Origin of the sequence: Pannonibacter carbonis (assembly GCF_003012935.1) — a bacterium.
In the GTDB taxonomy this organism is placed as follows: Bacteria; Pseudomonadota; Alphaproteobacteria; order Rhizobiales; family Stappiaceae; genus Pannonibacter; species Pannonibacter carbonis.
The window spans coordinates 1-19543 of sequence record NZ_PUDR01000001.1 but is presented as its reverse complement, the minus strand read 5'-3'; the positions used below and the strand labels follow the sequence as shown (position 1 = coordinate 19543).

At 66.6% G+C, this 19543-nt stretch carries 18 protein-coding genes; 2 read left to right on the top strand and 16 right to left on the bottom strand.

Annotation, left to right across the window (positions count from 1 at the left end; genetic code table 11):
• Positions 1-9 precede the first annotated feature (9 nt).
• From C8348_RS00090 to C8348_RS00040, 11 genes are all read right to left on the bottom strand, one after another.
• A complete protein-coding gene (locus tag C8348_RS00090) occupies positions 10-933 on the bottom strand; it encodes a dihydrodipicolinate synthase family protein (RefSeq protein WP_106751232.1) in 924 nt (307 codons plus the stop codon).
• A 21-nt stretch (positions 934-954) separates the two neighbouring features.
• Positions 955-1614, bottom strand: coding sequence for an aspartate/glutamate racemase family protein (locus C8348_RS00085; protein ID WP_106751231.1), 660 nt, complete (start codon positions 1612-1614; stop codon positions 955-957).
• A complete protein-coding gene (locus tag C8348_RS00080) occupies positions 1611-3086 on the bottom strand; it encodes an amidohydrolase family protein (RefSeq protein ID WP_244293905.1) in 1476 nt (491 codons plus the stop codon). Before C8348_RS00080 ends, C8348_RS00085 begins: the two co-directional genes overlap by 4 nt.
• Positions 3083-4534 carry an ABC transporter substrate-binding protein gene (locus C8348_RS00075; protein WP_106751230.1) on the bottom strand — a complete coding sequence of 484 codons (1452 nt, stop codon included), beginning with the start codon at positions 4532-4534 and terminating at the stop codon, positions 3083-3085. Before C8348_RS00075 ends, C8348_RS00080 begins: the two co-directional genes overlap by 4 nt.
• Before the next feature lies 1 nt (position 4535).
• The gene (locus tag C8348_RS00070) at positions 4536-5558 is read right to left on the bottom strand and encodes an ABC transporter ATP-binding protein (protein WP_106751229.1); all 1023 of its coding nucleotides are present in this window, start codon (positions 5556-5558) and stop codon (positions 4536-4538) included.
• Positions 5555-6589: an ABC transporter ATP-binding protein gene (locus C8348_RS00065; RefSeq protein WP_106751228.1), complete on the bottom strand. Its 1035-nt coding sequence runs from the start codon at positions 6587-6589 to the stop codon at positions 5555-5557. Before C8348_RS00065 ends, C8348_RS00070 begins: the two co-directional genes overlap by 4 nt.
• The gene (locus C8348_RS00060) at positions 6586-7461 is read right to left on the bottom strand and encodes an ABC transporter permease (protein ID WP_106751227.1); all 876 of its coding nucleotides are present in this window, start codon (positions 7459-7461) and stop codon (positions 6586-6588) included. The genes C8348_RS00065 and C8348_RS00060 overlap by 4 nt, the downstream gene beginning before the upstream one ends.
• Position 7462: 1 nt before the next feature.
• Positions 7463-8428, bottom strand: a complete 966-nt coding sequence (locus C8348_RS00055; protein WP_106751226.1) for an ABC transporter permease — start codon at positions 8426-8428, stop codon at positions 7463-7465.
• 102 nt (positions 8429-8530) lie between these two features.
• Positions 8531-10078, bottom strand: coding sequence for an ABC transporter substrate-binding protein (locus C8348_RS00050; protein ID WP_106751225.1), 1548 nt, complete (start codon positions 10076-10078; stop codon positions 8531-8533).
• A gap of 103 nt (positions 10079-10181) precedes the next feature.
• Positions 10182-10580, bottom strand: a complete 399-nt coding sequence (locus C8348_RS00045; RefSeq protein WP_106751224.1) for a VOC family protein — start codon at positions 10578-10580, stop codon at positions 10182-10184.
• A 120-nt stretch (positions 10581-10700) separates the two neighbouring features.
• Entirely contained in the window at positions 10701-11354 is a 654-nt protein-coding gene (locus tag C8348_RS00040) for a GntR family transcriptional regulator (RefSeq protein ID WP_106751223.1), read from the bottom strand.
• A 274-nt stretch (positions 11355-11628) separates the two neighbouring features.
• Here C8348_RS00040 and hydA point away from each other — a divergent pair, with 274 nt between their 5' ends.
• Positions 11629-13077: a dihydropyrimidinase gene (gene hydA, locus C8348_RS00035; RefSeq protein ID WP_244293904.1), complete on the top strand. Its 1449-nt coding sequence runs from the start codon at positions 11629-11631 to the stop codon at positions 13075-13077.
• Positions 13078-13185: 108 nt separating this feature from the next.
• On the top strand, positions 13186-14031 hold the full coding sequence (locus C8348_RS00030) for an inositol monophosphatase family protein (protein WP_208983426.1): 846 nt from the start codon (positions 13186-13188) through the stop codon (positions 14029-14031).
• Between the two features lie 5 nt (positions 14032-14036).
• Here the strand turns inward: C8348_RS00030 and C8348_RS00025 are convergent, their stop codons facing one another.
• From C8348_RS00025 to C8348_RS00005, 5 genes are read right to left on the bottom strand one after another with little or no spacing between them, the layout of a single operon-like run.
• Positions 14037-14924, bottom strand: a complete 888-nt coding sequence (locus C8348_RS00025) for a glycerophosphodiester phosphodiesterase (protein WP_244293903.1) — start codon at positions 14922-14924, stop codon at positions 14037-14039.
• A gap of 28 nt (positions 14925-14952) precedes the next feature.
• Positions 14953-16011, bottom strand: a complete 1059-nt coding sequence (locus C8348_RS00020) for an ABC transporter ATP-binding protein (RefSeq protein ID WP_106751222.1) — start codon at positions 16009-16011, stop codon at positions 14953-14955.
• A gap of 13 nt (positions 16012-16024) precedes the next feature.
• Positions 16025-16855 (bottom strand): ABC transporter permease, encoded by an 831-nt coding sequence (locus C8348_RS00015; RefSeq protein ID WP_106751221.1) that lies wholly within the window; start codon positions 16853-16855, stop codon positions 16025-16027.
• Positions 16855-17733 carry an ABC transporter permease gene (locus C8348_RS00010; RefSeq protein WP_106751220.1) on the bottom strand — a complete coding sequence of 293 codons (879 nt, stop codon included), beginning with the start codon at positions 17731-17733 and terminating at the stop codon, positions 16855-16857. Before C8348_RS00010 ends, C8348_RS00015 begins: the two co-directional genes overlap by 1 nt.
• Positions 17734-17737: 4 nt before the next feature.
• A complete protein-coding gene (locus C8348_RS00005; RefSeq protein ID WP_106751219.1) occupies positions 17738-18895 on the bottom strand; it encodes an extracellular solute-binding protein in 1158 nt (385 codons plus the stop codon).
• Positions 18896-19543: the final 648 nt, after the last annotated feature.

The following is a 19543-nucleotide window of genomic DNA, read 5'->3' as shown; positions in this document are numbered from 1 at the left end:
AGCGGTTCCTTATGCGAGTTCCTTGAGACGGCGGTCGAGACGGGCCATCAGCGTGTCGATTTCAGCGCGGGACAGGGCATCGAGGTTGGCGCCGGGCTTGCGCTGCGCCGGGCTCGCGATGATGCCGCGCTTGAACATGATGTACTTGCGGATGGCAAGGCCGGCGCCGGGCTGCTGTTCCATGCGGGCGAGCGGCAGATAGGCATCGAACAGGTCGCGGGCGCGCTCCATGTCCCCCTTGCCGTGGTGCTCGACCACGGAGACCATCATCTCCGGATAGGCAAAGCCGGTCATCGCGCCATCGGCGCCGCGCTCCATCTCCTCCGGCAGGAAGACGCCGCCGTTGCCGCAGAGGATCGAGATGCGGCGGTTCAGCGTGCCTTCCTTGCGCAGCGCCGTGATCTTGGCAAGGCCCGGCCAGTCCTCGTGCTTCAGGCAGACGGCGGTCGGCAGGCTGTTGAAGATGCGGGCAAGCGCGGGAACGGCCATCTGCACGCCGGTGGTCAGCGGGAAGTCCTGCACGACGAAGGGCGTGTCGCCGAGGAATTCGGCCACCTGGGTGTAGTAGGTGACGATCTGGTCGTCGGTGCGCAGGGAGCCGGGAGGGGCGACCATGACGCCGGCCGCGCCGGCATCCATCACCCGGCGGGTGAGGTCCTGCATCTGGGCGAAGCCCGGCGCGGAGGCGCCGACGACGATCGGCACGCGGCCGTTCACGCGCTTCAGGATGCGCGCGACGATGGTCGAGGACTCGTCCGTCGTCAGCTTCGGCGCTTCGCCCATGATGCCGAGGACGGTGAGGCCCGTCGCGCCGGCGTCGAGGTAGAAGTCGACCATGCGGTCGCAGCTGTCGAAGTCGATCTCGCCGCTGTCGGTGAAGGGGGTGGCGGCAATGACATAGACGCCACGGGCCGTTTCAGTCAGTCGGGTCATTTTCAGGCTTCCGGTTCAGGATCAGGAACAACGGGCAAGGGCGATGCGGCCAATGGCCATGGCGGTGGCCGCCTGGCATGGGTCGACCACCGGTATCCCGAGGGTGTTTTCAAGGTCAAGGCGATAGCGCGCCATCCCGGCGCAGCCGAGGATCAAGACGTCGGCGCTGTCATCGTCGCGCAGCCGCGTGCCGACGGCGGTGAGCCGAGCAAAGGTGCGGTCGCTGTCATTGAGTTCGGCGACGCCGAGGTCAATCGGACGGTCGGCCGCCAGCCGGTCGAGAAGGCCCATCGCGCCGAGGGTCTTGATGTGGCGGGCCACGGAACCGCGTTTGATCGACAGGATGCCGAAGCGCTGGCCGAGCGTCAGCGCGGTCAGATAGGCGCTTTCGCCGATGCCGAGCACGGGCTTGCGGCTCTGCTCGCGCAGGGCGGCAAGGCCGGGATCGGAGAAGCAGGCGACGACGAAGGCGGAGGCGCCGTCCTCCAATGCGCGGGCCTGGGCAAGCAGCGGCAGCACGACCCCGTCGACATGCGCCTGGGTCTCGATGCCGCCCGGACCTTCGGCGAGCAGGTGGCAGCGGATCTCCACCGGGCTGACGGCGCGCATCGGGTCGATGGCGGCGTCGATGCCGTCAGTGACCACCCGCGACGAGTTGGGATTGAGGATATGCAGCGTCATGCGACGGTCTCCGGCATGGCGGGGCGCGGGGTGCCCCAGAAATGGGCGGGCAGGGCCAGATCGGCATGCGCGCCGATGCGGTCGATCATGGCCTCGGCCTCGCGGTTGGCGTCAGCGATGATCGCTTCCTCGCTCACCTTGAGCGGCTTGCCACCCGAAAGGCAGAGTTCACCACCGACGATGACCGTGTCCACATCATTGCCATTGGCGAAGCACACGAGACGGTGAACAACCATGTTGGCGGGGGCCAGATGCGGGCGGTCGAGGTTGACGGTGATGATGTCGGCGCGCTTGCCGGGCTCGAGCGAGCCGATTTCGGCCTCCATGCCGACAGCGCGCGCGGCGTCGATGGTAACCATCTCCAGCGCCTTGCCCTGCGGCAGGACGAGCGGATCACGGAAATGGCGGCGATGATAGTGCATGGCCTGCTGCATGTGGCGGAACATGTCGCCGGAGCGGTCCGGGGCGGTCGCATCCGACGCGATGGCAACCGTAGCACCGGCCTGCATCAGTTCGATGGCAGGGCAGCGGCCAAGGATCGAGGCGATGGCCGAGGGGTTGTGGGCGATCCGGCTGTCGGTCGCCGCGACGATGGCGATTTCCTCGTCCGTGAGGTTGGTGGCGTGGGAGAGGAGCGCATCCGGGCCGAGGAGGCCAAGTGCCTCGGCGCGCAGGACCGCGCCCCGGGTGTAGCCATCCTGGGTGAAGAGAACCCCGGCCTCGCGCGACAGGGCCCGGGTGCGCTGTGCCTGAGTGCAGGCGTCCGCAAAGTCGGCCGCTGACATCTTGTCCGCATGCTCGTCGCGCAGCACCGGATAGATCAGGGCCAGCCGGATGCGGCCGTCACCCGCGCCGTGCCAGCGGGCCAGCAAGGTCTCCGACGTGGTGAGCTGGGTGGCGAAGTCGACGGATTTCGGATCCTGGCCACCATTGGCATAGAGGCGCGGATGCGGGGCGCGGGTCGGCCCGACGGCGACGATGGAGCGGGTGCCGACCTCCAGCACGCCCTCGATGTGGGCGCTGCCATAGACGGGATCGTCGCTGCGCAGGATCGTGTCACCGCCGCCCAGCAGCGAGACGCCGGTGGTGACGCCGAAGCGCAGGCGCTCGAGCGCAGCCAGCCGCGCCTCGGCATACCAGAACTCCGGCGTCGAGCCCGTGGTGTAGACCTCGCCGCAGATCTCCTCCCAGCGGTCGCCGCCATCCATGGCCATGGTCTTGATCAGGCCGTGGCCGGCATGGGCGTGGGCGTCGATGAAGCCGGGCAGAACGGCCTTGCCGGTGGTGTCGATGATCCGCTCTGCCCTATAGGCCGCGGCGATGTCGGCGGCGGTGCCGACGGCCAGCACGCGGCCGTCACGGACCGCAACGGCACCGTTCTCGATGATCTGGCGGGCCGGGTCCATCGGGATCACCCAGCCGCCGGTCAGGATCAGGTCGGCCACGCTGCCCCCGGTCATGGTCCTGCTCATGCCGGCGCTCCGTCTTCCGGCAGCAGCGGCAGGGTGGCCGGGTCGATCACGCCGTCCACGGGCATGACGAAGCCGGGGTGCGCGCCGCGCAGCGCTATGGTGCGGATCGGGTTGTAGAGCGTGAGCCAGGGCGGGTCGCGCTGCAGCTCGGCATAGGCCTCTTCGAGGATGTGCTGGCGGCGGCGATCATCGGTCTCGGTGCGCGCGGCGTCGATCAGGCGCTCCACGGCCGGGTTGCGGTAGCCCTCCCACCAGGCGCCGGCAACGCGGCTGTCGATCTTCTCGTAGAGGATGCGGAAGGTGGAGAGCGGACTGGAATCGAAGACGCAGAGATCGCGGATCTCCTTGCGCCGCACCATGTGGGCATAGGCCTCGCGATCCCTGTGATAGTGCACGTCAAGCCGCACGCCGAGCGGGGCAAGTTCGCTCCCCAGGATCGCGGTCAGCCGCTCGGCTTCATCGGGCAGGCGCGTCGGGCAATCGACGGCGAGCGTCAGCCCGTCGGCGTGGCCGGCCTCCGCCAGCAGAGCCTTTGCCGTTGCCAGATCCGGCCCCTCGACCGGCGAGCGGCCGGCACCGAAATGCAAGGGGCTGACGAAGCCGGCGAGGGGCGTGGCCGCATCGGGCACCACCTCGCGGATGATCCGGGTGCGGTCGATGGCCAGCGACAGGGCGCGCCGCACCCTTGCGTCGGCCAGCGGGCCTTTGGCGGCATTGAGCAGATAGATGATGCAGACGGGGATCGTGAAGCGCTTGAACTGCACGCCCGCCGGAGGCCCGGCATTGACCAGCGGCTGCGGAATGGAATTGGCAAGCGCGGCCCGGCCATCGGCCACCATGGCCAGCCGGCGCACGGGATCCGCCTCCAGCCGGAAGCGCAGGGTCGCGTTTTTCGCCGGCGTTCCGAACCAGTCGGGATTGCGGCGGGCGATCACCTCGCCTTCGCCGATGCTCTCGCAGATATAGGCGCCGGTGCCGCAGATCGCGGTGCGGTCCCCGGCATCCAGACGCGGGAAGGCCGAGGGCGCGACGATGAAGCCCTGCACCAGCACATCGAGAAGGTCGGCCATCGGGCGCGAAAGATGCACGGTCAGGATCTGGCCCTCGGCGTGAAGGCGTGCGCCGCCCAGATATTGCCGCCAGACAGCGGGCGAGCCCAGCGTGTAGCCCTTGTCCTCGCGGGCCATGCGCTCCAGTGAGGCGGCGACGACCGCCGCGTCGCAGGGGCTGCCGTCGTGAAAGCGGACGCCGGGGCGGATGATGAAGGTCCAGGTGCGCGCATCCGGCTCCACGGACCAGGTTTCGGCCAGATGCGGGACATAGCCTGTGTCCGTGCGGCGGATCAGCGTGTCGTAGAAGGCCTGATAGAGCGTCAGCTCGTCGTTGGCGTCGGTGCAGTCGTGCGGGTCGCCGAGCGGCAGGCGGGGAAGGGCGATGGTCGTGGTCATGTCAGGCTCTGTCGCGATCCGGTTCGTCGGTGAGATGGCAGGCAACCTCTGCGCCCCCGCCGACGGGCTTCAGGGTTGGCCGCTCGAGGCGGCAGCGCTCGAAGGCGAGCGGGCAGCGGGTGCGGAAGCAGCAGCCCGAGGGCAGGTCGAGGGCCGAGGGCACCTCGCCCTTCAGCTCGATCTCCGGCCGGCTGCGCGTCTTCTCGATGGACGGCGCGGCCGAGAGCAGCGCCCGCGTGTAGGGATGGCGCGGGGCGGAGAAGATGTGCTCGCGCGGGCCAGTCTCGACAAGAAAGCCGAGATACATGACACCGACGCGGTCGGCGATGTGATGCACCACCGACAGGTCATGGCTGATGAAGAGATAGGCGAGCCCGAACTCGTCACGCAGGTCCATCATCAGGTTGAGGATCTGCGCCTGGATCGACACGTCGAGGGCGGAGACCGGTTCGTCGGCGATGATGAGGCCCGGGTTGACCGACAGCGCCCGGGCAATGCCGATGCGCTGGCGTTGGCCGCCGGAGAACTGGTGCGGATAGCGGCCGGCGTGTTCGGTGTTGAGGCCCACCTTGGCCAGTAGCGCCAGCGTGCGCTCGGCCACCTCGCGGCGGGCCGCGGTGCCGGTCGTCTGTTCCAGAAGCGGTTCGGCAACGATGTCGCGCACGCGCTGGCGCGGGTTCAGCGAGGCGTAAGGGTCCTGGAAGATCATCTGCATGCGCGAGCGCACGGGCAAAAGCTCGCGGACGCCGTAGCCGGCGATGTCCTCGCCCTCGATGCGGATCTTGCCGCCGGTCGGGCGGTAGATGCGGGCGATGGTCTTGGCGACGGTGGACTTGCCGCAACCGGACTCGCCCACCAGCGCCATCACCTCGCCCCTGGCGATGCGGAAGCTGACGCCGTTGACGGCCTTCACCCGCTTGTCGGGGAAGGAGAGGCGCCCCTTGTCGAAGCGCATGCGCTCCAGCAGCGAGCCGCCGAGCCGGAATTCCTGGGTGAGGTTCTCGACCTCGAGCATCGCCGTCATCGGCTGTCTCCCTCGGTCAGGGGATAGTGGCAGGCATGGGCGCGGTCGCCCTGAACGACCAGCTCCGGTACCCGCTCGCCGCACAGGGCCTCAGCGCGGAAGCAGCGGTCCTTGAAGCTGCAGCCCTTCGGCAGCTTGCGGATGTCCGGCACCGCCCCGGGGATCTGCTTCAGCCGCGGCTGGCGATGGGCAGGGTCGGGAATGGAATCGATCAGGCCGCGCGTGTAGGGATGCGCCGGCCGGCGGATGACGTCATCGGTCGGGCCGCGTTCCACCACCTTGCCGCAGTAGAGGACCGTGATGTGGTCCGCCATTTCGGAGACGACGGCAAGGTCATGGGTGACGAGGATCATCGCCGTGCCGTTGTCGCGGATCTGCCGGCGCATGAGCTTCAGGATCTGGGCCTGGATGGTGACGTCGAGCGCCGTGGTCGGCTCGTCGGCGATGACGAGCTTCGGCCGGGCCAGCATGGCGATGGCGATCACCACCCGCTGGCGCATGCCGCCGGAGAACTGGTGCGGATAGGCCGACAGACGGTCGGCCGCGCGCGAAATCCCGACGCTTTCCAGCATCTCGATGCAGCGGGCTCGGCGGCCGGCAGCGTCGAGATCCGTATGCAGCTGCAGCATCTCGTCCATCTGCCGGCCGACCGTGTGCAGCGGATTGAGCGAGGTCATCGGGTCCTGGAACACCATGGCGATGTCCCGGCCCCGGATCTGGCGCAGCTCGGCCTCGGACAGGCCGGCAAGGTTGCGGCCCTCGAACAGGATGCGGCCATCCTCGATACGGCCCGGCGGGTCGATCAGGCCGAGGATCGAGAAGCCGACGACCGACTTGCCGCCGCCGCTCTCGCCGACGAGCCCCATGATCTCGCCGGGGCGGAGGGCAAAGCTGACGCCATCGACGGCCTTCACCGTGCCGGAGAAGGTATGGAACCAGGTGCGCAGGCCCTCGACGGCCAGCAGCGGGGCGCCGGTCTTTGCGGGGATCTCTTTGGGAGAGACCGCTTCAAGTGCAGGTGTTGCGGTCATTTCAGCCTCGGATTGAGCTCGTCGCGCAGGAAGTCGCCGAACAGGTTGATGCCGAAGACAAGGGCCATGATGACGATGCCGGGGAAGACGGAGGTCCACCACAGGCCGGAGAACAGCACGTCGAAGCCGTTCTTGATCAGGAGGCCGAGCGAGGGTTCGGTGATCGGCACGCCGACGCCGAGGAAGGACAGGCTGGCCTCGATCAGGATGAAGGTGCCGACCTGGACGGTTGCCACCACGATCAGCGGCGTCATGACATTGGGCAGGATGTGGCGGCGGATAATCTTGCCGTCGCGCAGGCCGGCGACGCGGGCGGCCTGGATGTATTCCTTCTGCACCTCGGACAGGGTCGAGCCGCGCACGGTGCGGGCATAGACGACCCAGCCGACGGCGGTGAGCGAGATCAGCACCTTGTCGATGCCCGTGCCGAAGGCCGACATCAGGAACAGGGCGATGAGCATCGAGGGAAACGACAGCTGGATGTCGGCGATGCGCATGATGACCGCATCGAGCCGGCCGCCGTAGAAGCCGGCGAGCAGCCCCAGGGTGGTGCCGATGACGCAGGACATGGCCATGGCGCTGAGGCCGATCAGCACCGACACGCGGGTGCCATAGAGAACGCCGGCGAGCACGTCGCGGCCCTGGCCGTCGGTGCCGAAAGGAAAGCGGGCCTCGCCGCCCTCCAGCCACATGGGCGGCTTGAAGGCATCCATCAGGTCGAGCTGGGCGATGTCATAAGGGTTCTGCCAGACCATCAGCGGCCCGGCGACGACGATTAGCGCGAAGACGACGAGGATCAGGCTGCCGGCGATGGCGGAGGCGTTGCGCTTGTAGTTGTGAACGAATTCGGAGGAGAGGAAGCCCGCTGCCATGTCATTTCACCGTGATGCGCGGGTCGATCCACGTGTAGATGATGTCGACCAGGAAGTTGATGACGACGAAGAGCACGGCCACGAGCATCAGGTAGACGACGATGACGGGCCGGTCGGCGCGGTAGATGGAATCGATCAGCAGCTTGCCGAGGCCCGGCCAGGCGAAGATCGTTTCCGTGATGGTGGCGAAGGCAATCAGGTCGCCGAGCTGCAGGCCGAAGATGGTGACGACCGGGATCATCGCATTTCGCAGGCCATGGCCGTAGAGCATACCGCGCCGCGACACGCCCTTCGCCCGGGCGAACTTGATGTAGTCCTGCCGCATCACTTCCATCATGCCGGCGCGCGTCATGCGCAGGATGATGGCCATGGTGCCGAGCGACAGGGTGAGGGCGGGCAGAAGGATGTGATGCCAGCCGTCTGCGGTCAGAAGCGAGGTGCGGAACCAGCCGAGATCGACCGTGTCGCCCCTTCCGGAGGAGGGGAACATCTGCCACTGCACGGCGAGCAGGAAGATCAGCATCATGCCGACCCAGAAGCTGGGCAGCGAAATGCCGAGGAGCGAGGCCGACATGATCGCCCGCGAGCTGGCGCGGTTCGGATTGGCCCCGGCGTAGACGCCGAGCGGAATGGCGACGACGGCGGCCAGGACGATGGCGACCAGCACGATCTCGAAGGTGGCCGGCAGACGCTCGAGGATCAGGTCCAGCGCGGGCTGGCGATAGACATAGGAGCGGCCGAAGTCCCCTTGCAGGATGCCTTTCAGGAACACGGCATATTGCTCGATGAGGGAATTGTTGAGGCCGAGGATTTCCCGCGCCTGGGCGATTTCAGCCTCGGTGGAGTCGATCGGGATGACCATGAACACCGGATCACCGGTGAAGCTCATCATCAGGAACACGATCACCGAGACGATCCACAGCACGAAGATCATCTGCAGCAGACGTTTGATTGTGTAGCCAAGCACGCGCCAGTTCCTTCATCCGGCAGGACGCCGGGAGGGCAGGGAAGGGCAGAGCAGGAGGCGTGAGGAGACGCCTCCTGCCGGACCGGAAAAGCCTGATGAGGCTTATTCCTTCACGTCGAGCTCGTAGGCCCAGATGAACTTGTCCGTCCGGGGCTTGAAGTCGACGCCGTCGCGCGCGGCGTAGATGTCCTGCTCGTAGTGGACCGGGATCATCGGAATGTCCTTCATCAGGATCTCTGTCACCTTCTGCAGGTGAGCATCACGTTCCTCGACGCGCGGGGTGCTGTCGGCCTTGTCGATGAGGGCATCCACCTCCGGATTGGAGTAGGAGCCGCGGTTGACCTGGCCGTAGCCTTCCTTCTTGCCGCGGCTGTAGAACATGACGCCATACATCGAGCCGGCATCGCCCGACGGCACATCCCAGCCGGACATGATGAAGCTGGAGTTGTCGGACGGCACGCGGATGTAGCCGAAGAAGTTGGACTTCGGCATCAGGTTCAGCTTCACCGTGACGTTGATCTTGGCGAGCATCGAGGCCAGCGCCTGGGCGATCTGGGCATCGTTGACATAGCGGTTGTTGGTGGCGTCCAACGTCAGCGTGAAGCCGTTCGGATAGCCGGCCTCGGCCATCAGCGCCTTGGCCTTCTCCACGTCGAAGGGATACATCTGGCGGAAGTCGGCGCCGTCGAGATGGCCGATGTGGCTCGCCGGCACATACTGGGCCGAGGGCGTCGACAGGCCGTTCATGATGGCGCGCGACAGGGTGGTGACGTCGATGGCGCGGGCCATCGCCTCACGCACGCGCTGGTCCGTCATCGGGTTCTTGCCCTCGATGGTCGGGCTCTTCTCGCGCATGTCGAGGGCCAGCACCAGGTTCAGGAGGCTCGGACGGGTCACGACCTCGAAGCCCTTGGTTTCCTTGACGCGGGCGACGTCGCGCACGGCCAGATCCTGCACGATGTCCAGCTCGCCGGTCAGGAGCGCCGCCGTGCGGGTGGCCGGGTTGGTGATCGGGCGGAAGGTGACCTTGTCGACCTTGGCTTCGCCCATGTAGTAGCCGTCAAAGGCTTCCAGCACGATGCGGTCTTCCTTGACCCACTCGCCGAGCTTGTAGGGGCCGGTGCCGACGGGCTGCATGTCGATGGCGTCGCCGACCTTCTTCACATGGTCTTCCGACATGATCAGGATCGCGGCGAGATCATTGGGAAGCGCGGCATAGGGGCGGAAGGTCTTGATCTCGACCGTGCGGTCGTCGATGGCGCGGAAGCTCTCGATGTTGGCGGCAAGGTTCGCCATCAGCGACTTCTTCAGGCGCTCGAGCGTGAAGACCACGTCGGAGGCCTTCAGCGTGTCGCCGTCATGGAACTTCACGCCGTCGCGCAGGGTGAAGACCCAGGTTGTGTCATCGGCCAGCTTCCAGCTCTCGGCGAGGCCCGGACCGAACTCCAGATCCGCGCTGCGGCGCACCAGCGGATCGTAGAGGTGGTAGTACATGATGTTGGAGCTGAGCTCCTCGCCGGCCTGCGGGTCCATGTGAACGGCGTCCGACGTCAGGCCGATGGTGATGTCCTTGGCGAGCGCGCCCGAGCTGGCGAGCGCGATCATGGCGGCGGAGGCAAGCAGCCTCCGGATGTTGGCATTGATGGTCATTGGCTGATCTCCACTGGTGGGTGCGGGGCGGTTGGTGCCCTCGTTCTGGGTCTGGCGGGGGCCAGGTGCCCGGCCCGCGCGGGGCCGGGACAAACGCAAGGCGTCAGGCGAGAACCGACTGGATCTCGATCTGGTAACCTTCCGGATCGTTGAAGACGAAGGCGCGGATGCCGAGCGAGGGGCTGTCCTTCGGGGCGCTGAGGCAGGTGACGTTGCAGCTCGCGGCCCAGGCATGCCAGGCGTCGACATCGCTCACCCGCAGGCAGACCTGCACCGGCTTCGGGTCGGCGGCGCGATGCGAGCCGCGGGTCTCGTCGACGAGGCCGACATGGGCGGTCCCGCCGAGGCGGTAGATCTTCGACCAGCCCTGATCAATGGCCAGCTCGACGCCGAGCACTTGCTCGTAGAAGGCCATCGCCTTGGGCAGGTCGCGGTAATACAGAAAGGTCACGGTCAGCAGCGGGTCGCCCTCGGGGCGCCGCACGGCAGTCGGTTCGGTCATGGAGGGGAAGTCTCCCGCTTGAATGCATGCCGATGGTATACCGTCAGAATGCAGAGTCAACGGGCAACTGTGATCACAGCGCCGAAATGCGCCGGCTCAGGGTGCGAGGCAGTGACGGGATCAGTAGAGGCGGTGGATCGAGGCGAGAATCGACTCGCGCACATTGTCGAGATGGCGGCGCATGCCGGCCTCGGCCCGGGCAGGGTCACGGGCGAGGATGGCGTCGAGGATCTCGATATGCTCGTTGAGGCCGGGCTCGAACCGGTCCGGGATGAAGCCCTTGTCGAAGATCCGGGTCTTCTGCTTCAGGTTTTGCACCAGGTCTGCAAGCAGCTTGGAACCGGCAATCCGGGCGATGGTGATGTGGAACTCCTCGTCCAGATCGGCGTGTTCGGAGATCGATGAGCGGCCGCGCTGCAACAGCTGTTCGGTGCGGGCGCGCAGGGACAACAGCACTTCGACCGGGGCGTGCCCTGTTGCGGCCTGACGGGCGGTCTCGCATTCAAGCAGGCGGCGAACGTGAAGGATTTCAATGATTTCCGAGATGGAGACCTTGTTGACGACCGGCACGCCGCCCTGCGCGCGGGTCACGAGCCCCTCCGAGACCAGCCGGGCGATTGCCTCGCGCACCGGCGTGCGCGACACGCCGAGACGGTCGGCAAAGGGCTTTTCCTGCAGCCGGGTGCCTGCCGACAGCTCGCCGCTGACGATCATGCGGCGCAGTTGCTCGTAGGTGCTTTCGCCAAGCGTCTGGGTCTGGTCCTGCAGTGTCATTCGTCGCCTTCCGGCTTGCTTGCCCAAGTTCGGCCTTGCGTCCGGCTGCCGGACGCGCCCAAGTGTTTACGTCAAGCGCGCCCGCTGTTGAAGGCGGAACGTGACTTTCCGTCGCGTTTTCATGCGTTTCACCGGCCGTCACGGATCCGGGAGCCGCGGATCGAACCGCCTGCGGTTGCGGGTCCGGTCCGGGGCGATGCGCAGGCAAACGCGCCGTTGTCATCTACGGTATACACTGTGTATATCAGATCGACAACAAACGGGGACATGAGGCATGACCGATATGGGCACCGGCACGGGCTTTGATCTTGTCATTCGCGGCGGGGAGATCGTCACGGCGCAGGCGCGCTTCTCCGGCGACATCGCCATCCGGGACGGCCGCATCGCCGCGCTGGGCAGCGGCCTGGCGCAAGGGCGCAAGGAAATCGACGCCAGCGGGCTTCTGGTCATGCCCGGCGGCGTCGACACCCACTGCCACATCGAGCAGCTGTCGGGCGCCGGCATCATGAACGCCGACACGTTCGAGACGGCCACCCGCTCGGCGGCCTTCGGCGGCACCACCACGACCGTGTCCTTCGCCGCGCAGCATCCGGGCATGTCGCTCGCCAAGGTCATGGCCGACTACACCGTGCTGGCCGACCGCGGAGCGCTGATCGACCACGCCTATCACATCATCGTCGCCGACATTTCCGGCACGAACCTCGACGAGCTGGCGGCGCTGATGCGCGCCGGGCACCGCTCGGCCAAGATCTTCACGACCTATGACAAGGTGCGCCTCGACGACCTGTCGATCCTGAAGGTGCTGGACACGGCGCGGGATAATGGTGCGCTGGTCTGCTTCCACGCGGAGAACGACGGGCTGATCCGCTGGTCGGTGGAGAAGCTGCTGGCCGCAGGGCTGACCGCGCCGCGCTACCATGCGCCGTCGCATCCGCGCCTTGCCGAGCTGGAGGCGCTGGAGCGCATGTGCCGCTTCGCCGAGGCGACCGGCCAGCCGGTGATGCTGTTCCACATCTCCACCCGCGAGGGCGTTGAGATCGTGCGTGCCGCGCGGGGCCGCGGGGCGCCGGTCTTTGCCGAGACCTGCCCGCATTACCTGTTCATGACCGAAGAGGTGCTGGACCAGCCCGGCATGTCAGGGGCCGCCGTGATGTGCAGCCCGCCGCAGCGCCAGCCGGCCGATCAGGAGGCCCTGTGGGCCGGCCTTCAGCGCGGCGACCTGCAGCTCGTCACCTCGGACCATGCGCCCTACCGCATGGACGCAAGCGGCAAGTTCGCGAATGGCGACGCCGCGCCCTTCAACCGCATTGCCAACGGCCTGCCGGGGCTGGAGGTGCGGCTGCCGCTGATGTTTGACGCCATGGTGTCGAAGGGGCGGCTGGGACCGGAGAAGTTCGTCGAGGTCACCTCGACCGCACCCGCGCGGCTGTTCGGCCTGACGGGCAAGGGCCGGCTCGATCCGGGGGGCGATGCCGACGTGGTGCTGTGGGACCCGGCGGCGCGGCGGGTGTTCGGGACGAACGACCTGCACGACAACTGCGGCTACAACCCCTTCGCCGGCCGGGAGGTCGTCGGCTGGCCGAAGACGGTGATCGCGCGCGGCGAGGTGATCGTCGACGAGGGCCAGGTTGTCGGCACGCCGGGGCGCGGGCGCCGGGTGGTGATGGATGTCAGTCCGGCGATGCGCCCGGTCGCGCCCGCGACCTGGACGCCGAAGGCCTGAAGCGCCATGGGCTCCGGTCCGGCGAAAAATCCGGGTGTTTCGCCTGACTGTCATGTTCGGCTCATGAAACGGGACTAGGCAGGCGTCCAGTCAGGTCCGGAGCCAGCCATGTCCCTTTCGTTTGATGCCACCGATGCGTCGCTTGATGCCCTGTTGCCGGGAACGGCCTCGCCCCACCTGCGTGCGCTGGCGATGGCCGCCCTTGCCGGCGGCGTGATTGCCCGCACCCGCCTGCGCCGGCGGTCCGCCGCTGAAATGGTGCTGAAGGGGCCGCGCGATTATCAGACCGAGGTCGATGTGGCCGTGGAGGCCGAGATCGCCGGGCGTCTGGCCGCCAGTTTCCCCGACTACGCCATCTCCGGAGAGGAACAGGCTGCCGACCGGGCCGGCGTCGAGGGCCGGCCGCGCATCCTCATCGACCCCATCGATGGCACCACCAACTATGCCTGGGGCATCCCGCATTTCGGCATCGCGCTGGCGATTGTCGAGGTGGGTGAGGTGACCTGCGGTGTCGTCTTCGACTGCATGCAGGGGGAACTCTTCGCGGGCGAGGCCGGGCAGGGGGCCTATCTCAACGGCGAGCGGCTGGCGGTTGCCCCGGCAGCCGAGCTGGAAAACGCGCTGATCGGCGCGGGCCTCCCCGTGCCGGGACAGGTGAAGAGCGTGCGCGAGGAGACCTACCACGCCGCGCTGCGCCGGGCGATGGCGACGACGGCCGGCGTTCGCCGCCTGGGTTCCGCGTCCCTGTCTGTCAGCTACGTCGCTTGCGGCCGGCTTGACGGGTTCTTCGAGGATGGCCTGTCGCTGCATGACTATGGCGCGGCCGCCCTGCTGGTGCGGGAGGCAGGCGGCGTGACCGGCGGCTTTGCCGGCGGGCCTGTCGGCCCGGCCGGCGATGTGCTGGTGGCAACGCCGTGGCTTGCCGGCTGGCTGCGCGAGGGGCTGGCCGAGTAGCCGGTTCAGCCGGCAAAGGCCGCCGACAGGGCAAGCGCGTCGTCGGTGGTGATCTGGTCCACCTTGAGGGCCAGCAGCCGGTCCACCAGCGGACGGGTGTCCGGGCCGATCTCGCGGATCGTGTAGGCATCGACCTTGCGGCCGGCGTCCTGGAACCGGGTGGCGAGGTTCTCGCCCCGGTCGGCGGCGGCCAGCACCAGACGGTGGTCGAGATAGATCATGGTCGAGCGCGGGCTGGCTGCAAGCGCGTCAGCCACGAAGCGGCGATAGTCGCCGCCCCGGAGCAGATCCAGCATGACCGCGTCATGGCAGGGATCGTGGCCGATGCCGAGCTCCGGGATCGCCTCGCTCAGCGCGGCAATGGCAACCGGATCGCCACCTGACAAGAGCATATGTCTTGCGACAGGGGCCACGTCGCGCACGAAGGCGTCGATGTCGGCGCGCGTGATCGTCGCCGAGGTGTCCTTCATGTCCAGCTGCAGCACCGCGTCGGGATGGGCCGTTTCGCCGGCGACCAGCGCCGCAAGATCCGACAGCAGCATGACGTGCTGGTCGGTGGCAGCTCCATTGCCGTCGCGCAGGATCAGTTCTCGCAGGGCGTCGGGTTGCGTGTCGCGGACGCGGCCGGAGCCAGTGGTGCTGCGCTCCAGTGTCTCGTCATGCAGCACGGCAAAGCCGCCGCCGGCATGGGCGGTGAGGTCGATCTCCACGCTCGCCCCGAGGCGCATGCCGAGGCTGATGCGCGCCGGGCCGAACTCGGCGTCGCGCGGCTGGATACGGCCGCGGTGCCACTTCAGCCAGGTGCGGTGTCCGTTCCGCTCCAGCGCCACGGCCGCCCGTGCGGCGGTGAGGCTGATGCCCGTGTCGAGGGTGTCGAGTGTGTCGTCAGTCACGATGAGCGTCTTCTCGTAATGCAGGCAGTCACGCGGCTGCCGCTGCCGTTCGGGGTTCGGTGGAGAGCAGCACGCCGTCGCGGTATAGCAGCACCTCGGCCGGGGTCACCTCCACCCGCTGTCCGGGCGCCCAGGCGATGGAGCCCGCGCCATGCGCCTTGATCCGTGTGCCGTCCTCAAGGTCCAGGTCGAGGGTCAGGTGGGTGCCGAAATCGGTGACGCGGTAGACCAGCGCATGGCCAGCCCCTTGCGCGGGCCGCACGCCGGTTGCCTCGGGGCGGAAGGCAATCTCCGCCGGTCCGTCGCTGACCTCGACGGCAAGGGCGAACTCCGGCCGGGTCGAGCGGCCGGCCTGGAACGCGGTCGGTACCAGGTTCATGTGGCCGATGAAGCCGGCAACGAAGCGCGTCGCCGGGCGGCGGTAGAGCGCGGACGGGCGGTCGGTCTGCTCGATGGCGCCGTCCTTCAGCACCACGATGCGGTCGGCGAGCGCCAGCGCCTCGTCCTGGCCGTGGGTGACGAACAGGGTTGTGATGCCGAGGCGTTGCTGGATGTCGCGGACCTCCTCGCGCAGCCTTTCGCGCAGATGCTGGTCGAGGCTGGCGAAGGGTTCGTCGAGGAGCAGGATCTTCGGCTCCAGCACCAGCGAGCGGGCGATGGCGACGCGCTGCTGCTGACCGCCCGAGAGCTGCCAGACCCGCCGGCTGCCGTAGCCGGCAAGGCCGACCAGCTCAAGCACGGCCTCGACCTTGCTGCGGATCTCGGCGCGCGACAGGTGCCGCAGTTTCAGGCCGAAGGCGATGTTGGCGAAGACATCCATATGCGACCACAGCGCATGTGACTGGAACACCATGCCGGTGGGCCGGCGTTCCGGCGGCACGGCGGTGACGTCCTCGCCGTCGATGCGGATCGCGCCGCCGCTCGGAACCTCGAAGCCGCCAATCATGCGCAGGATTGTGGACTTGCCCGACCCCGAGGGGCCGAGAAGGCAGACCAGTTCGCCGTCGGTGACCTCAAGGTCCACCGCCTTCACCACGTCGAGCCCGCCGAAGGACTTGGTCAGCCCGGATAAGGTCAATCGTGCCATGCAACGTCTCCTGTCAAACGCCGAAGCCCTTGGCGAAGCTCTGCGAGCCGATCAGGCGGCGAGAGAACAGCAGCACAAGGAAGGAGGGGACCCAGAGCAGCACGGACAGCACCGCGCCATACTGGATCACCATCTGGTTGTTGATGAAGATGATCATCAGCACCGGCATGGTCTGGAGCATCGGCGCGCCGATCAGCCAGGCGCCTTCGGTCTCGTAGAAGGTGTTGATGAAGGTGAGCAGGACGGCGGCAAACAGCGTCGACCCGGCCTGGGGCAGAGTGATGGACCAGAACACGCGCAAGGGTCCGGCGCCAGCGTCCCGTGCCGCCTCCTCCATCCGCCGGTCAACCGCCTGGAACGCGGCGACGGGCACCCAGATCATCAGCATCAGGGTGTTGACCAGCTGGATCAGCACAACGCCCCAGAAGGTGGCGATCAGCCCGAGGCTGAGGAAGATGCCGGCGACCGCGATCAGGAGGCCGAACTTCGGGAAGGCCTGGGTGGCGAGGAAGGACAGGAGCAAGGTCTGGCGGCCGGGGAAGTCCATGCGGGCGAAGGCATAGGCGGCCGGCAGGCAGATCAGAGCGGACAGGAACGTGACCGTTGCCGAGAGGCGCAGGGACAGGAACAGGGCGTTCCAGACATCCTGGCGCGATAGCGTCGCCTGCCAATAGCGCAGGCCGAAGCTCTGCGGCAGCAAAGCGGGGTAACGCCAGACCTCGGTGAAGGCCCAGATGGCCACGACGATCAGCGGCACCAGGATGACGATGGACAGGAGCACGGCAAAACCGATCCCGGTCCAGTCCGTGTGCGGCCTCGGCCGGGAGGCGGGCTGGGGCTGCATCAGCGCACCTCCCGGCTGCGGATGACGGAGCGCACGTAGAAGGCGCCAAACACGGCACAAATGGCAAAGGTGATGACCGCCTGGGTGATGGCCATGCGCGGCTGCATCAGATCGGCAAAGGTACGCTGCATGTAGGGGCCCATCATTTCCGGCGAAGCGGGGCCGAGCACATAGGGCAGGGTGAAGGACGAGAAGATCCCGAGCACCGCAAACGCCAGCGCGACGAGCAGCGCGTTGATGATCTGCGGCAGGATGATGTGAAGGAGCAGGTGACGGGGTCTTGCCCCTGCATCCCGTGCGGCCTCGACGGCATTGTCCGACACCTGGCCAAGACCGGCCGTGAGCATCAGCACCGTCAGCGGAATGTTGTCCCAGACGAGGCCGATGACCGGCCCCCAGGGGGTGAGATAGGGGCTGGGCAGTTTCGGCAGGCCGGCGGCGTTCAGCAGAATGTCGACAAGGCCATTGGGCCCAAGCGTTCGGATGAGCGCATAAGCGAGAATGACCGAAGGCACGAACAGCGGGAAGATGGCCAGAGCCTGGACATAGGCCGACAACGGCCCACGCGAGAAACGCAGATAGAGCGCGATCGGCAGGCAGATCACCAGGAGGAGCACGGCACAGACAGCCGTCGTCCAGAAGGTGAGGGCAAGGTTGTTGAGGCTGTAGGGGTCGGAGAAGAACGAGGCATAGCTGTCGAGGGACAGGACGAGGCCCTGGTCCGTCCGAAGCGTCAGCGTCGTCACCAGTGCATTGAGGATCGGATAGAGAATGAGCCAGCCCAACAGTCCAACCGGAAAGAGGACGAGGAGGAGACCTGTCAGCCCCCTCCTCTGGATGGACATGCGGACCGGCGCCGTGGTGACGGCGTCGGTCATCTGATCAGCCGCGTGTCAGTGTCGGGGCGACATTGCGATACCAGCCATCGTTGATGGCGGTTGCCCAGTCGCCCGACGGGAACACCGGGATCTCGTTCGGAACGACGGCGGCATACTTCTCGCGCAGTGCCGGGGCAACATGGTCCCAGGAAACGCCGGGGAAGCCGCCGAGGTCGGAAATGATCAGCGACTGGATCTCTTCCGACAGCATGAAGTTGGCCAGCAGCATGGCGCGGTCGAGCTGGGCGGCGTTGGTCGGGATGGTCATGGCGGAGAAGCCACCGCAGAAGGCCAGGTCCTTGAGCTGAACCAGACCGGTGGTCTCCGGCAGAACGCCCTGAGCAATAGCCTGCAGCACCTGGTCGGACCAGACAGGAACCATTGTGACAACGCCCTGGCCGAGCATCTGCAGCGACTGGCTGTTGCCGCCGGTGTAGGCGCCCTTTTCATAGAGATGCGGTGCAATGTCCTTCAGCGCGTCCCAGGCTGGCACCAGCATCTTTTCGCCCGCTTCGGCGGTGTAGTTGGAGATGGTGAAGGCCTTGGGGTCGCGGCCGTTCACTTCATGAATGGCGCGGCGGACGAAATTGCCGCCCGAACCGCCCTTGTCGGGACGGTTGTAGATGAACTGGCCCGGGTTGGCCTTGATCCAGGTGACGAGGTCGGCCCAGGTGGTGGGAGCGTCAGCGGCCTTCAGCTTGGTCGCATCATAGGCGAGCAGCACCTGGCTGCCGCGATAGGGCAGGGAGAAGTCGCTGTCGAAGGCAGCGGGGTTGATCTTGCCATAGTTGGCAAGGCCGGCTTCCTTGAAGTTCACCCACAGGTTCTGGGCGATGCCGTCTGCGGGGAAGCGCGGATCGAAGGCTTCGAAGATCTCGACCTGCGGATCGGTCTTGGTGGCCTTGGCCGCCAGCGTGCGATCGGCAATGGCGCGCAGGCCAGCGTTGTCGCCAGCGTCCACCATCTTGACCGTGCCGCCATGGGCGGCAGTGAAGCGCGGGAAGACCAGGTTGGTCCAGAAGTCGGAGATGTTCTGGTCCGACCCCGTATAGACAAAGACAGTGCCATCAGCGGCGAAGGCAAACTGCGGCAGGCTCAGCCCACCCAGAAGAGTGGTGCCAAGGGTCATGCTGCTGAGGGAAAGGAATTCGCGGCGGTTCATGGTGCTGCTCCCCGGTTGCCGATGCACGGCGGTTCGAGATGCCGGGGTCATAGTCTGACTGCGCTGCAGTTTTGTGGACGTGCCGTGACGCTTGGGTGACGACAGAGCGGAAGGACGGCATTCGGCTGCCTCTGAAATGGGCAAAGCCTGCCCAAACATCAGCCAAGGCTGCCTGACCACCTAAGCCAGCCAACCAAATATGGTTAACGAAAATTCAGCCTAACACCCTGTTGATATTGGAGAAATGGAAAAACTGGCGGAAATCTGCGGCGCATGCGGAGCTTGCCTGAAGCTTATCCACAGAGGGGCCGGAAACGGTGCGCCAAAAGTCGAAGTTTTTCAAAATTGTTGATTGACGGTTGGGTGTTTGGCCCCCTATAAGCTGGCTCAACGACGGCGGCAACGTCGCCGGCGACGGGAAGTTGCTTCCTGAAAATTCTGAAAAATGCGGCTTGACAGCCGGTGCCTAGTACCGGATAAGCGGCCTCGTTCTTTCGGACAGCTAACCAGTCAAGTGGTTAGGTTCTTTGACAATTTATGTTTTGAAGGAAGGGAAGCGTGGTCGGCGTTGTTCTTGCGCGGTCGGACTTGAGAGAGTTCGGCATGAAGCAAGGGTTACGCAGGTACGCAGACTTCTGTAAGAAGCAA